Annotated in this window: 14 protein-coding genes; 13 read left to right on the top strand and 1 reads right to left on the bottom strand. The window is 27.2% G+C overall.

From position 1 onward, the window contains the following. Positions 1–3: 3 nt before the first annotated feature. On the top strand, positions 4–756 hold the full coding sequence (locus ACQRD5_RS05260; RefSeq protein WP_291631577.1) for a hypothetical protein: 753 nt from the start codon (positions 4–6) through the stop codon (positions 754–756). Between the two features lie 14 nt (positions 757–770). Next, positions 771–1,817: a CotS family spore coat protein gene (locus ACQRD5_RS05255; RefSeq protein WP_291631576.1), complete on the top strand. Its 1,047-nt coding sequence runs from the start codon at positions 771–773 to the stop codon at positions 1,815–1,817. A 177-nt stretch (positions 1,818–1,994) separates the two neighbouring features. Here ACQRD5_RS05255 and ACQRD5_RS05250 read toward each other — a convergent pair whose 3' ends face one another. After that, the gene (locus ACQRD5_RS05250) at positions 1,995–3,113 is read right to left on the bottom strand and encodes a glycosyltransferase family 4 protein (RefSeq protein WP_291628115.1); all 1,119 of its coding nucleotides are present in this window, start codon (positions 3,111–3,113) and stop codon (positions 1,995–1,997) included. Between the two features lie 105 nt (positions 3,114–3,218). On the opposite strand from ACQRD5_RS05250, the gene ACQRD5_RS05245 reads away from it, so the two are divergent. The 11 genes from ACQRD5_RS05245 (at position 3,219) to ACQRD5_RS05195 (ending at position 15,857) form a co-directional block, all read left to right on the top strand. After that, complete coding sequence (locus tag ACQRD5_RS05245; protein ID WP_291628116.1) at positions 3,219–4,220, top strand: CotS family spore coat protein; 1,002 nt, start codon at positions 3,219–3,221, stop codon at positions 4,218–4,220. Positions 4,221–4,376: 156 nt separating this feature from the next. Further along, positions 4,377–5,267, top strand: coding sequence for a sporulation peptidase YabG (gene yabG / locus ACQRD5_RS05240; protein WP_291628117.1), 891 nt, complete (start codon positions 4,377–4,379; stop codon positions 5,265–5,267). A 185-nt stretch (positions 5,268–5,452) separates the two neighbouring features. Then, entirely contained in the window at positions 5,453–5,689 is a 237-nt protein-coding gene (locus ACQRD5_RS05235) for a Veg family protein (RefSeq protein ID WP_291628182.1), read from the top strand. 383 nt (positions 5,690–6,072) lie between these two features. Then, positions 6,073–7,656: a DUF3794 and LysM peptidoglycan-binding domain-containing protein gene (locus tag ACQRD5_RS05230; RefSeq protein ID WP_291628118.1), complete on the top strand. Its 1,584-nt coding sequence runs from the start codon at positions 6,073–6,075 to the stop codon at positions 7,654–7,656. Between the two features lie 141 nt (positions 7,657–7,797). Further along, the gene (locus ACQRD5_RS05225) at positions 7,798–8,628 is read left to right on the top strand and encodes a cyanophycinase (RefSeq protein ID WP_291628119.1); all 831 of its coding nucleotides are present in this window, start codon (positions 7,798–7,800) and stop codon (positions 8,626–8,628) included. Next, positions 8,615–11,239 carry a cyanophycin synthetase gene (cphA, locus tag ACQRD5_RS05220; protein ID WP_291628120.1) on the top strand — a complete coding sequence of 875 codons (2,625 nt, stop codon included), beginning with the start codon at positions 8,615–8,617 and terminating at the stop codon, positions 11,237–11,239. The genes ACQRD5_RS05225 and cphA overlap by 14 nt, the downstream gene beginning before the upstream one ends. Before the next feature lie 298 nt (positions 11,240–11,537). Beyond that, positions 11,538–12,380 carry a 4-(cytidine 5'-diphospho)-2-C-methyl-D-erythritol kinase gene (ispE, locus tag ACQRD5_RS05215; RefSeq protein ID WP_291628121.1) on the top strand — a complete coding sequence of 281 codons (843 nt, stop codon included), beginning with the start codon at positions 11,538–11,540 and terminating at the stop codon, positions 12,378–12,380. 58 nt (positions 12,381–12,438) lie between these two features. Continuing rightward, positions 12,439–13,062, top strand: a complete 624-nt coding sequence (gene spoIIR / locus ACQRD5_RS05210; protein ID WP_291628122.1) for a stage II sporulation protein R — start codon at positions 12,439–12,441, stop codon at positions 13,060–13,062. Between the two features lie 145 nt (positions 13,063–13,207). After that, positions 13,208–13,624, top strand: a complete 417-nt coding sequence (locus ACQRD5_RS05205; protein ID WP_291628123.1) for a DUF1934 domain-containing protein — start codon at positions 13,208–13,210, stop codon at positions 13,622–13,624. Positions 13,625–13,789: 165 nt separating this feature from the next. After that, positions 13,790–14,092, top strand: coding sequence for a hypothetical protein (locus ACQRD5_RS05200; protein ID WP_291628124.1), 303 nt, complete (start codon positions 13,790–13,792; stop codon positions 14,090–14,092). 163 nt (positions 14,093–14,255) lie between these two features. Then, entirely contained in the window at positions 14,256–15,857 is a 1,602-nt protein-coding gene (locus tag ACQRD5_RS05195; RefSeq protein WP_291628125.1) for a CTP synthase, read from the top strand. Positions 15,858–15,885: the final 28 nt, after the last annotated feature.

Raw genomic sequence — 15,885 nt, 5'->3', positions numbered from 1 at the left:
ATAATGCAGAAATCAGAATTAAGCTCTTATTTAGAAGATAGAAATATTTATGTTTTAAACAGTAAAATTTCTAAGGATAAAAATGAGGATAATAAAAATATATATAAACAAATTGAAAATATTATTTTTTTTAATAATAAAATTGGGCAGTATAAAGAAAATTTATTTCCTAGAATAGGGGCAACTATTGGGAAGGAAGTAAATATGTATTATTCTCAAATAATATTGATAAGTAAATATTTAAGGGAAATTGAAAATAAGGATAATTTAAATTCTATAGATTTTTATTTAATTAATAGGGGGGAATTATTAATTGATTTAGGTAAAAAGTCATTAAATCATATAAATAAAAATGGGTTTAAAGAATTAATTAAAAGAAGTATGAGTAATTATGAAGTATGTCTAACTAGGGTAGATGAAGGAAATTTAAAAGTGGAAGAAGATGGTAGCATAAAGATAGGAACTATAAGATATATGACTTACAATCTTAAGGAACATGATATATATTCATATATAAAAAAGATTAAGAGGCGAGAAGTAAATTTAGATATAGAGGATATTATAAATTACTATATTAGTATTACCAAACTTGGAGAGTATAGCAAAGAGTACTTAAAAGCTCTAGTATCTTATCCAAATGAAGAGTTTAGGATAATTGAAAAGTATATTTTAGGGAAGTTAAATGTTGAGGATACAGAATTGTTAGAAAGCTTAAACAGGGCTAGAACCTTAGATAGTAATAGTATAATTATTTAGATATGGGAGGCAATATGAATAAATTTAGATATATAGATAATGATATTTTATGTAAGTATGACTTAAGGGAGGAATTTTTTAATAAGCTAGACTTTAAGGTTGAAGATATAATACCTTTAAGAAAGGTTTTTGTGCTATTAACAAATGAAGGGAAAAAGATATTAAAACTTACAGATTCATCAGAACAAAGAATAAATTTTATAAATAAAGCATTGAATTATTCTTCTAAAGAATATAAAAATTTACTTAGTTATTATGAAGATAAGAATGGAAAATTCATTTATAAATCTGGAGAAAATATTTATGTGATTTTAAATATGATAGAAGGGCGAGAAGCTACATTTAGCAATCCTGTAGAAGTTGAATTATGTACTAAAGCTATGGCAAATATGCATTTAGCATCTATAGGAATTTTTAATGCTTTAAGTACAGACACAGTTAAAGGAAATTTAGGAGAATATTTACCTTATCAATTTAACAAAGCTAAGGAAGATCTTATTAATATTAAAGAATATGTATTGAAATTTAGACATAAGTTAGATTTCGATATTTTGTTTTTAGAAAATGTGGATAAGCATATAAATGAAATACGAAAGTCTATAGAACTTATTGCAATGTGTAATTATAATAATTTACTAGAAGATTATAAGAAGAGGGTATTATGTCATAATGATTTAGCACATCATAATTTTATTGTAGATGGAAACGAAATTAAAATTATAGATTTTGACTATTGCAAAATAGATACTAGGGCTGTAGATATAGCGAATTTTGTAATTAAGGTTATTAAAAATACTTATTATGATATTGATACCTTTAAATTAATTTTAGAATCATATAATTCCATAGATGAATTAAGTAAAGATGAAATTAAATTAATATATGCTATCTTAAGTTTTCCAAAGGATTTTACAACTATAGTAAGAGATTATTATTATAGACAGAAGAAGTGGGAATATGAGGTTTTCCTAAATAGGTTAAAGGATAAAATAAACAATGAATTATATAGAGAGGAATTTATTAGTAGATTCATTACAGATTTTAGTCAATATTTTTATTAATTAGATAAAGGATTGTTATGCAATGCAGAATGAATAATGAAAAATTTAAAATTAAAGAAGAAACTCCCTGAGGAGTTTCTAAAATAAATATATTTTTAGTAATTTGTTTTAAATTATATCAATAATTCTGCATTTTGCATTCTATATTTTTAAGTTGGAGCGGCTTAGGCGGTTCCTTTAAAACTTGATTATTTTTTCATAAGCTTGTATTGTAGACTTTGCTGTTATATTCCAAGAATACTTAGAGCTTTGAATAAGTCCTTTACTAACCATACTCATTCTTAATAAATCATCTTTCAACACCATTTCTATGGAATTCTTAAGTTCATTAATATCATATGGGTTAATTAATAAAGCAGAATCATTACATATTTCTGAAAGAGAAGTTACATTAGAAGAAATAACTGGTGTACCACAAGCCATAGCTTCTAAAGGAGGCAGACCAAAACCTTCATAGAAGGAAGGGTAGGCTAGCAATTTTGAGGCATTATAAAAAATGGGTAGTTTTTCAAGTGGAATAAAATCTGTAAAGATTACAGCATCCTCTATATGAAGATCTATTGCTCTCTTTTTATAAATGCTATATGAAATTCCTTTTTTACCTGTAATGACTAATTTTAGATTTTTACTTATTTCCTTAGATAGAAGTGAAAATGCTTCAATTAATCCTACAATATTTTTTCTAGGACTAAATCCCCCTACATAAAGTATAAAATCATCTTTAATATTATATTCTTTTTCTATTATTTTTTTGCATTGACACTTATCTAAAGGCCTATATATATCCTCAGCAGCAAGATGAGTAACAAAAATTTTATCTTCTGGAAAGTTAAATTCTTTTGCTATATCTTGCTTTGAAAATTCAGAAACTGTTAATATTCCATCGCAATTGTTAATAATTTTAGGAAGCTCATTATTAAATATATATAAATAACGATCACTAACTGTTTCTGGCATTCTCAATGGGATTATATCATGCAACGTAATAGCTTTGTGACAATTAATATTAGTATATAGTCCAACTCCATTTTGAGGCACATGATAAAGGTCTAGATTATTATCTTCTATAATATTTGGCACCCTAACTTCGTCCCAAAAATTTGATGAAGTTGTAGCTCTAACTAGCTCAATATTAAAATTATCACTTAAATCTAGAGCTGAATTTTCAGGTAAAAAAACTAAGTAATCATTAGAATTATCTACTTTATTAATACTATTAATAATTTGATATGTGTATGTTCCTATACCAGTTCCCCTATACCATTTTGCAGCTCTACCATCTATGCCTATCTTCATGATTTAATCCTTTCTAATTGTTTTTAATTTATTATATTAAACTTAGGAATAAAATGTTAATAAAAGAATAAATATAGTCATATAAATAAAAAGGGGGTGAGAGTTATGATGAGAGAATTTGAAATAGAAAGACAATTTGATATTAAGATTGAAGCTTTAAAAGCCAATAAAGGAGTTTATTATCTGAAGACAAATAAAGGAGAAAAATGCCTAAAGAAGATTAATTATGGACCTCAGAAACTATTATTTGTTTACGGAGCTAAGGAACATCTAATTAAAAATGGTTTTAATACCGTTGATAAATATGATTTGAACATAGATGGGGAACCATATGCCCTAGTAAATGAAGACCTTTATACTTTATCTCAATGGATAGAGGGAAGAGAGTGTGACTTTCATAACATAGAAGAAGTGAAATTAGCAGCTAGTACTTTAGGTATGCTACATGAAGCATCTAAAGGATATGATCCTCCAGAGAACTCAAAGTTAAAGAGTGATCTAGGAAGATGGACTCATCTAATGAATAAGAGAATTAAATCCTTAGATAAGATGAGGGATATGGTAAGAAAGAAAAACAATAAAAATGACTTTGATTTATTGTATATAAAATCAATGGATTTTTATAAGGAAATTGGTAAAAAGGCTTTAAAAACTCTAGAGGAATCCAAATATATTGAGTTATGCGAAATAGCTGAAAATGAAAAGAGTTTTTGCCACCATGATTTTACCTATCATAATATAATATTAGATGAAAACAATAACTGTAATGTAATAGATTTTGATTATTGTAAGAGAGAAGTTAGAACTTTTGATATATCAAATTTTATGGTGAAAGTATTAAAAAGAGTTAATTGGGATATAGACTTTGCAACAGCTATAATAGATGCTTATAGTAAGGTTTCACCTTTATTAGAAATAGAATATAAAGTTTTATATGCTTATTTACAATTTCCACAAAGATATTGGAGACTTGCTAATAGATATTATTATAATGAGGTTAACTGGGGGCAAAATACTTTTGGAAGTAAATTAGAATCAATAATTAATGAGCAAGAAGCTATGCTTAAGTTCCTAGAAGAATTTGAAAATAAATATATCACAAATTAAGGGGCTGTTTTAACAGCTCCTATTAAAAATATAGAATTACTGAAAATATATATTTTAGAAACTCCTAGGGGGTTTCTTCTTTTTTTACTATTCTTAGAGTACAAATACAGATAATTCGACATAAGATAATATAAAATAATAAATAAGAGGTACAAAATGAAAGTAGGGGATTTAGTAGTTAGAAAGTCATATGATAAGGATATAACCTTTAAGATTATAGATATTAAAGAGGATGCTAAAGGGAAGGAAGTATATATTTTAAAAGGAATCAGCATAAGAATAATAGCAGATTCTAGACTAGATGATTTAGAAATGGTTGATGATGAATATGCAGGAACAAAAGAAAAGATACTTAATAGAAGGGTAGAAGAAGCTATAAAAAGGGCAGTTTCTATGAGAGGCGATGATGAAGCTACAAAAGTTTTAAATAACCTTTATAGAGGGAATAAATCTTTAAAAAATCAGCAAAATAAAGAATTAGTATTTGGCAGACCAGGGAAAATACTTCATATAGATGGAGATAGTGAATATTTAGAGACATGCCTTAAGGTATATAAGCAACTATCTTTAGAGGCTGTGGGGAGAGCTATTCCAGAAAAAAAGCAACCGGAGATTATAGTGGATTTAGTTAAAGAAATAAAACCTGATATAGTTGTTTTAACAGGTCATGATAGTGTTCTTAGAACTCCAGATGATTATTTGAATTTGGACAATTATAGGAATTCTAGGCATTATATTGATGCTGTTAAAGCTTTGAGAAATTACAATTCTAGTTATGATGAATTAGTTATTTTTGCAGGAGCTTGTCAGAGTTGTTATGAATGTATGCTAGATGCAGGTGCTAACTTTGCAAGCTCTCCAAATAGAGTATTAATACATTGTTTAGATCCTGTTTTAGTCTGTGAAAAAATAGCTTATACAAGAATAGATAAAGTAGTATCAATAACAGATGTTATTGACAACACTATAACTGGTATTAAGGGGATCGGTGGATTACAAACTAGAGGAAAGTATAGAGAAGGATATCCTAGATCACCTTATATTTAAAGTGAAAGATTATATAAAATATGAATAAAAAACTAGAAAATAGAAATAATAATAAATGAATGAAACAACTATAAAAAGGGAAAAGTTTACATTGACAATTAGTATTTAAGGTGGTAAAATAATAATTTTTGCTTGACAATATATGGGTTTGGGTGTATAATATAATGAAGAAAGAAGGTGTTTATGTGGAAAATGTAAAGACTATCGCGTCCATAAAGAGAAATATTGAAAATCATATAGGAGAAAAAGTAACTTTAAAGGCAAACGGTGGAAGAAAAAAGATCCTAGTAAACAACGGAGTAATAGAAAGTGCACATCCAAGTATTTTTGTAGTTAGATTAGATAATGATGTTCCTAGAATGGTAACATATAGTTATTCGGATGTATTAACAAAGACAGTTCAATTATATTTTGCATTATAGAAAGTAGAGCTCATAAATAAGGGCTCTATTTTTATGTTATAAATGTATAAAAAAGAAAGATGGTGGGTTTCCATCTTTCAACTATGGTATAAAAGGGTATTGAGAATTTATGAGAGGTTATATGGTCAATAACCAAATTTATAATACGACATATTTTGAGTAATGTCAACATATTATTTAAAAAAATTAGAGAAAAAGTAAAATAATATAATTTTAAATATATAATTCGACAACTGATTAATCAAAGTAACCTTTTATGTAAAAAAGAGTAAGATAAATGTTGAAATTTGCATACTATCTTTTAGAAACAATAAGACAATTCTTGAATAAATATATATGGTTAGAAATATATTTATTAATAGGAATTATGTGGGAGGGTTTATATGTCACAAGTAGATGTTATAAGAGAAAGTATTCGATATGAACAATTACTAAGGGAAGGTTCAGCTAATCAATCAATAAAAGGAGAGTATTTATTAAGAGATTCACAATATCCTGATATGAAGGAAGTGTTAGGAGTAGATGTTAAAGCAACTATAACTAATAAAGAAGTATTAGGTGAGAAAGTTATCGTAGAAGGGAGTTTAGATTACATTGTTTTTTATTTATCTAAAGATGAGTCAAGTTTAGATTCACCAGCTAATAAGATACATGCAGTTGTCTTTAATGATAAGTTCTCAAATTATCTAGATCTTAATAACGATGAACATAATATAGTATGCAATGTTGAGTGCGATATAGAACATATTGAAGCAAATTGGATGAATGAAAGAAAAGTTGGGATTAATGGATTAATTATTTTAAAGTGGAAAATTTATAAAATTGGAGAATTTGAATATGTAAAAGATATTGAAGGAAAAGATGATATTCAAATTAAAAAAGAAGAAGAAGTATTAAATGGAGTTAAAGGTGATAAAGATATTGACTTCATGGGAAAATCTATGATTAAAGTTAATATGGATAAACCTGAAATAGATGAAATTTTAAAGTGTTCTATGAATCTTCATAAAAAGGAAGTTAAAGTGGTAGATGGTAGAGCTTATATAGGATGCTATTGTAAGATATCCATACTTTATAAGGGAAGAGATAATAAAGAACTTGAATCATTAGAGGATGATGTTTATTTATCAAGAGAAGAAGAGTTAGCAGGAATAAATGGAGATATGATAAGTGTATTAGAACTAATGGTAGCAGATGAGCAGCACGCAATTAATTTAGATGATGTTGGGGAAAATAGAATAGTTAATGTGGAATTTTTGGTAAAAGGAAATGTGAAAGTTTATTCTAATGAAAAAGTAGAGATTTTGAAGGATGCATATTCACCAACTATGAATATAGAATTAGAAAATGCAAATAAAGAATTTACATTAATTCATTCTATAGCAAATTCCGAAGTAATGGCTAAAGAAACTTTTGCAATTGAAGATAAAGATGAAAGAGTAGGAGAAGTAATAGCAGTTACTGGACATCCTATAATAAAAGATAAAATTATTGAAGATGAGAGAGTAAAAGTAGAAGGATTAGCTAAGACCAATATAATTTATAGACTTGCTGGAGAAGATTTAAATTATGGAATACTAAGTGGAAGCATACCTTTTAATACATCTATAGATATTAGAGGATTGAGAAAAGATATGAGTGTTATAATTAATCCTTATTTAGAAAATATAGATACTAATATAGAAGGAAATGCAGTTTCTGTAAGAGCAACAGTTGGTTTAAATATTAAAGCTTATTATAAAATTAACAAAAACTATATAAAGGATGTTAATGAAGGTGTTGGAGAAGTAAAAGAAAAAAAGGCATCAGTAACTATATATGTAGTTGATGAAGGAGAAACATTATGGGATTTAGCAAAGAAGTACAATACTACTGTTGCAGAACTTGAAAAGTTAAATGATTTAAATGAAGAAGAAAATATTAAACCAGGATGTAAGCTTATAATTCCGGGAAGAGCTATATTTTAAAAATAAAGGAGCTGTTATTAAGACAGTTCCTTATTTTTTTTGTAATAGATACATTTGTAGTATAGGATTATCAGTAACTTCATATGAATAATATCAACTTTTCATGGATAAAATAAAAAATGCATGATAAGAGGTGAGAAAATGGCAGAAAAAATAAAGGGAGACTTAATTATTATAGGGGGAGCAGAAGATAAAGAGGGAGATAAAGAAATATTAAAAAAAGTTTGTAATTCCATTAATAAAGAAGAAGATATTATAATAATTGCAACAGTAGCTACTGAATATCCTAAAGAAGCCTTTGAGAAATATAGGAAAATATTTAGTGGATTAGGAGTTAAAAACATAAAAGGATTAAATATTGAAACTAGAGAAGATTCTTTAATCCCAAATAATATTGATTTAATAAGAGAAGCAGCTCTTATATTTTTTACAGGTGGTGATCAATTAAGAATAACAAGCTTAATTGGAGGTACTTTAATTTATGATACTTTAAAAGAATCAATACAAAATGGATGTATTATGGTTGGTACTTCTGCAGGTGCATCAGTAATGAGTGAAACTATGGTTGTTAAGGGTGAAGATGATGAATCACCAAGAAAGTGCACTTTAAAAATGGCTCCTGGCTTAGGGTTAATAGAGGGGGTAATGATAGATCAACACTTCGCTCAAAGAGGAAGGATAGGGAGACTACTAACTGGAATTGCACAAAATCCAGAAGTCCTTGGCATCGGAATAGATGAAGATACTGCATTGGTAGTTAGAGATAATGGAGATGCTCAAGTCATTGGAAGTGGAGCTGTTTACTTTTTAGATGCTAGAAATATTACTTATAGTAATGTATCTGAACAAAATTATGATGAAGTGTTAAGTATGTTTAATGTTAATCTACATGTACTAAAAGAAGGAGATAAATATAATCTTCTAATTAAGAAGCCTTTTGAGGAGGATAAGTGTAAAAATGAGAGTAACTGAGACCAAAGTCTTTAAAGGGAAAAATATCTATTCCCATAAGAAGTGTATTAGACTAGATGTTGACTTGGAAGGTTATTGTGAAATTCCAAGTAAATGCATTGAAGATTTTAATTTTAATTTGGTTAGTATGATTCCAGAGTTAAAAAGTCATAGATGTGGCATTGATGAGGATGAAGGATTTATAAAAAGGCTTAATGAAGGAACATATTTAGCTCATATATGTGAACACATAATAATAGCTATCCAAAATAAAATAGGAATAGATGTGGCTTATGGAAAGGCTAGAGAAGTTAAAAATGATCATTATTATATTATTTTTCAATACCTTTATGAGAATACAGCTATAGAGTCAGCAAAGTTAGCTTTAGACATTGTAAATTCCTTAATAAAAAAAATTCCTATAAATTATGAAGAAAGACTAGATTGTTTAAGAGAAGTATTAAAAAATGAGCTTTTAGGACCTAGCACTAAATCCATATGTGATTATGCTAAAGAAATAGGTCTTCCAGTAATAGATTTTGGAAATCAAGATTTTTATCAAATAGGATATGGAAAACAAGGTAAAATAATTGAAAATTCTATAGGTCATAATACTAAATGCGTATCAGTAGATATTGCTTGTGATAAGCTTGTTACAAAGGAAATACTAAGAATGCATAATATTCCAGTTGCTAAAGGTAATAAAGTAAAGAATATTATAAATTTATTAAAAGAAGCCGAAGATATTGGTTATCCTGTAGTTATTAAGCCGCAATATGGCAATAAAGGTAATGGAGTAATTTTAAATATAAAAAATGAAAAAGAATTATTAGTTGCATATAAAAAGTTGAAGAATAAATTTAAAGATTTGCTTGTTGAAAAATACTATAAGGGTAATGACTATAGAGTTTGTATGGTTAACTATAAAGTAGTTGCAGTTTCCCTTAGAGTTCCTCCAGTTATAATAGGAAACAACATAGACACAATAATTGAACTTATTAATAGGTTGAATGAAGATTCATCACGTGGAGATGATCATGAAAAACCTTTAACTAAAGTGAGGATAGATGATGAAGTTATTAATTGCATTGCTGAGCAAGGTAAATCTTTAACTGATGTACTAGAAAAAGGTAACAAAATATATTTAAGAAGAAATGCCAATTTATCTACTGGAGGAGAAGCAATAGATTGTACAGAAGAAATTTGTAGTGAAAATATTGATTTATGTATAAGAGTTGCAAAAGCATTGAGATTAGATATATGTGGTATAGATATATGTAGTGAAGATATATCTAAATCTTTATACAATAATGGAGTAATAATGGAAGTTAATGCTGCTCCTGGTTTAAGAATGCATATAAATCCTAGTAAAGGTAATAGTAGAAATGTTGCAAAAGAAATAGTGAATATGTTATATGATAACAAGCCTCACAATATTCCTGTTATAGCTATTACTGGGACTAATGGTAAAACTACTACAACAAGATTAATTAGTCATACACTTTCAAAAATGGGATACTGTGTTGGAATGACAAATAGTAGTGGAATATTTGTAAATAATGAATGTATAGATATTGGAGATGATACTGGCTTTAATAGTGCAAAATCTATTTTATTAAATCCAGATGTTGATATTGCTGTATTAGAAACAGCTAGAGGAGGAATTATTAGAAAAGGTTTAGCTTATGAAGAAGCAGACGTAGCGGTAATAACCAATATTAGAGAAGACCACTTGGGTATTGATAACATAAATTCTATGGAAGAGCTTTGTTATGTAAAAGCTTTAGTGGGAGAAGCTGTGAAAGAAAATGGTTATGTAGTAATTAATGCAGACGACAAATGGAGTATTAGTATTTTAGATAGATTAAAGTCAAGGAAAGTTTTTTTTACTCTTAATTCTAATAATAAAATATTGAAGAATAATAATATTGATGATATATATGTATATTTAGAAGATGACAATATTATTGTGTTAAATAAAAATAAAAAGCATTTAATATGCAATGTTAAAGAAATACCAATTACCTTAAATGGAAAGCTAAAATTTAATGTTGAAAATATTTTATCAGCAACAGCTGCATTAGTGGCTATGAATATAGATTATTGTATGATTAAAAATGGAATAACTACATATGAATTAAATTCTAAAGAGAATTCTGGAAGATTTAATTGTTATGATATAAATGGAATAAATATAGTATTAGATTATGGGCATAATGCAGATGGATATAATGCAGTTTTAACAGCATTAAAAGAATTAAATAAAGGAAAGCTTTATGGGATCGTTGGAATACCTGGTGATAGATTAGATCACTCTGCTATAGAAATTGGTAGTATATGTGCTGATCACTTGAATTATACAATAATAAAAGAAGATAAAGACTTAAGAGGAAGAAATCAAGGTGAAATAGCTAATTTAATAGTAAATGGATTATTAAACAAGGATAAAAATGCTAAACATGAAATTATTTTTAATGAGGAGGAAGCATTAGTTAAAGCAATTAGTATAGCTAAAAAAGGAGATACTATTATAGTTTTCTTCGAAAATATGAATCCATTAGTAAAAATAATTGAAGAGTATAATAGATTTTATAATGAAAATAACGAAACTAAATATAAAGCATTAAATTAAAAGAGTAGTATTTTAGTTTACTATGTTATTAAAAAAATATATAATAAAAAAAAGAGTTGTAGCAATTAATTAAGAATTAAAGAGTTATTAAATAAATTTTAATCAAATTATTAAAAATGTAGAATTATTGATGTAATTCGAAAGGAATTACTGAAAATATATATTCTTTCAGAAACTCCTAGTGGAGTTTCTTCTTTAATTTTACATTTTTTCTTATTAATTTTACATTGTGCGATAGCACCTCTTTAATTTTGCATTGTGCAATAACAGTAGTTAAAAAATGAAAGGAAATATATATATGAGAATTAAGGCTTATGCTAAGGTTAATATATCCTTAGATATAGTTGGTAAAAGAGAAGATGGATATCATTTATTAGAAATGATAATGCAATCCATAGATTTATATGATGAATTAAACATAGAAAAACAAAATAAAGATATTACTATTAAGTGCAATAAAACTTATGTTCCTACTGATGAAAGAAATCTAGCTTATAAAGCAGCTAAATTATTTATGGAAAAGTACAAAATTAACGGTGGAGTTAATATAAGTATTAAAAAGAATATTCCAGTTTGTGCTGGATTAGCTGGTGGAAGTACAGATGGTGCTGCAGTATTAAAGGCTATGAATAAGATTTTTGGAGTTGAAGCAAGTGACGAAGAATTAATGGAGCTTGGTTTAGAACTAGGTGCTGATGTTCCATACTGTATTAAGGGTGGGACTGCCTTGTGTACAGGAATTGGAGAAAAAGTAACAGAATTAAAGAATTTTAAAGATAAGATTTTAGTTTTAGTTAAACCACCTTTTGGAGTTTCTACTAAAAGTGTTTATCAAGAGTTTGATTTATCAAAAGTTAGAAGTCATCCTAATACTGAGATGTTAATTAAAGCTATTGAAGAGGATGATTTGAAGTTAGTTTCTAATAATATGAAGAATTTACTAGAAAATGTTACATTAAGAAAACATAAAGTACTAATAAACATTAAAGAAGAAATGAAAGCTTTAGGATCAATTGGAGCAATGATGAGTGGAAGTGGACCGACTGTTTTTGCTTTCTTTGATGATATGTTTAAAGCGCAAAGATGTTTTGAAAAAATGAAATTAAAATATAATGATGTATTTATTACAAGAACTATTTAAAAGATAAGTATAAACCTCCTAGAATTGGCAATAATTATAGCTATAAGGGGGTTTTAGTATGAAAAATAAGATATGTATAGTTTTATTATTAATATGTGCTCTAAATTTAAAAAGTTGTACAAGCGGTAAATTGATAGAAGATTCTAATTCTATGAAAGAATTAGTTTATGAGGACATAGCTAACGAAATAATTAGATTTCATGTAATTGCAAATAGTAATACTGATGAAGACCAAGCTCTGAAGTTGAAAGTACGAGATAAAGCAATAGAATTTGTATCTAATAGTTTGAAGGAAAGTAATAGCTTAGAGGAATCCAGGAAATTTATTATAGAGAATAAAAGTAATATAGAGAGTATTGCAAAGTCTGTTATTATTGAAAATGGATATGATTATAATGTGACTAGCTCTTTATCTAGGGAAAACTTTCCAGATAAGATTTATGGAGATGTAGTATTTCCTCAAGGAGAGTACGAAGCATACAGAATTCTTATTGGAGAAGCTAAGGGTGAAAATTGGTGGTGCGTTATGTTTCCTCCGCTTTGTTTTGTTGATGGGACTAAGGATGCTATAGATTCTACAGAAGTAGTAGAGAAATTAGAGGGTAATAATAAAAAAGAAAAGATTAAAAATAATAAAATTAAGTTTAAATTTAAGTTATTTGAAATGTTATTTGAAAAATAAGTTTTATTAATTCTTTATTATAGTATAACTATATGATATAAATAATTAGTAGTCTTATATTGAAATGATTATATAGATTACATAATGATATAGAAGGAGGGAATATAGATAAAGATAATTAATTAAGCTTTATCTAAGGATTTATATGAATAAGAAGGCAGTTATATCTTTAAGAAGTTTTAATGATTTAGATAGTGATGATATAATAGAAGTAGTAACTCCAGGAGAATTTTTAGTAATTGAAGGTGGCTTTAAAGCTATATATGAAGAAACTGAATTATCTGGTATGAGTGGAACTACCACAACTTTGACTATATTAAATGATAAGTTGATTCTTGAAAGAGAAGGTAATGTTAGTGCTAAAATGGATTTTAAGAAGGGAGAGACTTCTGTATCCTTATATAATACTCCTTATGGGGTTTTAGATTTACAAATTCACACTGAAGATTTAAATGTAGATATTGATGAAAATGGTGGTAAAATAACAGCAAAATATTCTATGGAACTTGCAGGGCAACCACCTATTGTAAATAAACTTTCTGTTAATGTTAAAATTAATTAAGATAAATATAAGTGAGAGAAAAATGATTTTAGAGTGACTTAGAGTTTACGAGATCACAATTTATATCATGTATTTTCTCTTTTTTTTTATTTATTGATTTAATATATATGAATAAGCTTGAGGGTGAATGGAAATAATATAGAAAAATAAAGGGGTGATAATATTTTGAGTTATAATAATAAGCTTGATAAGGTTTCTATAGTTATGAATGTATTGGCTTCTTACTTAGATATAGAACTGAATGAAATAAATAAAATTTTAAAAAAGAAAGAAAATAAGTATATTTTTTTGTTATTATTAAAAGATTATAATTGTCTTCAAAAGGATAAGGTTAAAGAAATTTTAAATATAGTAAGTGATAAAAGTATTAAATATAGTATTGATAAGGCTCAGGAGAAGTTTCTTATTAATAAGGAATTTAGAGAAATGTATTTTGAAATCCAAGATGGAATAAATAAGATTATTTAAGAATAAAAAAAACTAGATTTTTCAAAAAATTTATGATATTATAAGTCTTATTGAATTTAGGCATTATTAACCCATCATAAATAGTGAGGTAATTATGATTATATCAAATAGGGGGATTAGTGTCAAGAAAATAAAATAAATTTTATTTTTTTGGAGGAATATTATGAAGACTAAGTATGTATTTGTAACAGGAGGAGTTGTATCTTCTTTAGGAAAAGGAATAACGGCAGCATCTTTAGGAAGATTATTAAAAAACAGAGGATTAAAAGTATCTATACAAAAGTTTGATCCATATCTAAATGTAGATCCAGGTACTATGAGTCCATATCAACATGGAGAGGTTTTTGTTACTGATGATGGAGCAGAAACAGATTTAGATTTAGGTCATTATGAAAGATTTATAGATGAAAATTTAAGCCAAAATAATAATGTGACTACAGGTAGAATTTATTGGTCAGTTATATCTAAAGAAAGAAGAGGAGAATACTTAGGTGGAACAGTTCAAGTTATTCCTCATATTACTAATGCCATTAAAGAAAGAGTTTATAGAGTATCAAAGGAAAAAGATGTAGATGTAGTAATAACTGAAATAGGTGGAACAGTTGGAGATATTGAATCACAACCTTTCTTAGAAGCTATTAGACAAATAAAATATGAAGTTGGAAGGGAAAATGTATGTTTTATCCATGTTACTTTAGTTCCATATTTGGGAAGAGCTGGGGAACTTAAAACAAAACCAACTCAACATTCAGTGAAAGAATTAAGAAGTATTGGTATTCAACCTGATATAATAGTTTGTAGATCTCAAAAAGAATTATCAGAAGATTTAAAAGCAAAAATAGGCTTATTCTGTAATTTAGAATCAAAATGTGTTATTCAAAATCTAGATGCAGAACATTTGTATGAAGTACCACTTATGTTACATAATGAAGGCTTAGATAGATTAGTTTGTGAAAAACTTGAACTTGGATGTAGAGATATAAATAATACTGAATGGGTGGAAATGGTTCAGAAAGTTAAAAACTTAAAAGAAAATGTTAAAATAGCCTTAGTGGGTAAATATGTTGAATTACATGATGCATATATTTCCATAGTTGAAGCTTTAAATCATGGGGGATTAGCTAATGATTCTAATGTTGAAATTAAGTGGATTAATGCAGAAGATGTTACTGAAGAAAATAGCCATGAATTATTATCAGATTGCCAAGGTATATTAGTTCCAGGTGGTTTTGGAGATAGAGGCATTGAGGGTAAAATTGAAGCTATAAGATATGCTAGAGTAAATAAAAAGCCTTTCCTTGGAATTTGTCTTGGAATGCAATGTTCAGTAATTGAATTTGCAAGAAATGTATTAGGGTATGAAGGTGCTAATAGCGCTGAAATTGATAATGATACAAAATATCCTGTTATAGATATAATGCCTGACCAAAAGGACATAGAAGATTTAGGTGGAACTATGAGATTAGGATTATATCCTTGTAAGTTAGAAGAAGATAGTACAGCATATGATGTTTATAAAGAAAACCTAATTTATGAAAGACATAGACATAGATATGAGTTTAATAACGAATATAGAAAAGCTATTACAGAAGCAGGAATGAGTATTACAGGAACTAGTCCAGATGAAAGATTAGTAGAAATAGTTGAGGTAAAAGATCATCCATGGTATGTTTCAGTTCAATTCCATCCAGAATTAAAATCTAGACCTAATAGACCACATCCTTTATTTATTGGATTAATAAAGGCAGCTCTTAATGAAAAATAAAATATAAATGATAATCTAAGAAGCGTTT

It is taken from the genome of Clostridium sp. SGI.024 (assembly GCF_050315195.1).
Classification (GTDB): Bacteria; Bacillota; Clostridia; order Clostridiales; family Clostridiaceae; genus Clostridium.
Note: the sequence above shows the minus strand (reverse complement) of the source record. Positions and strands in the feature narration are given on the sequence as shown.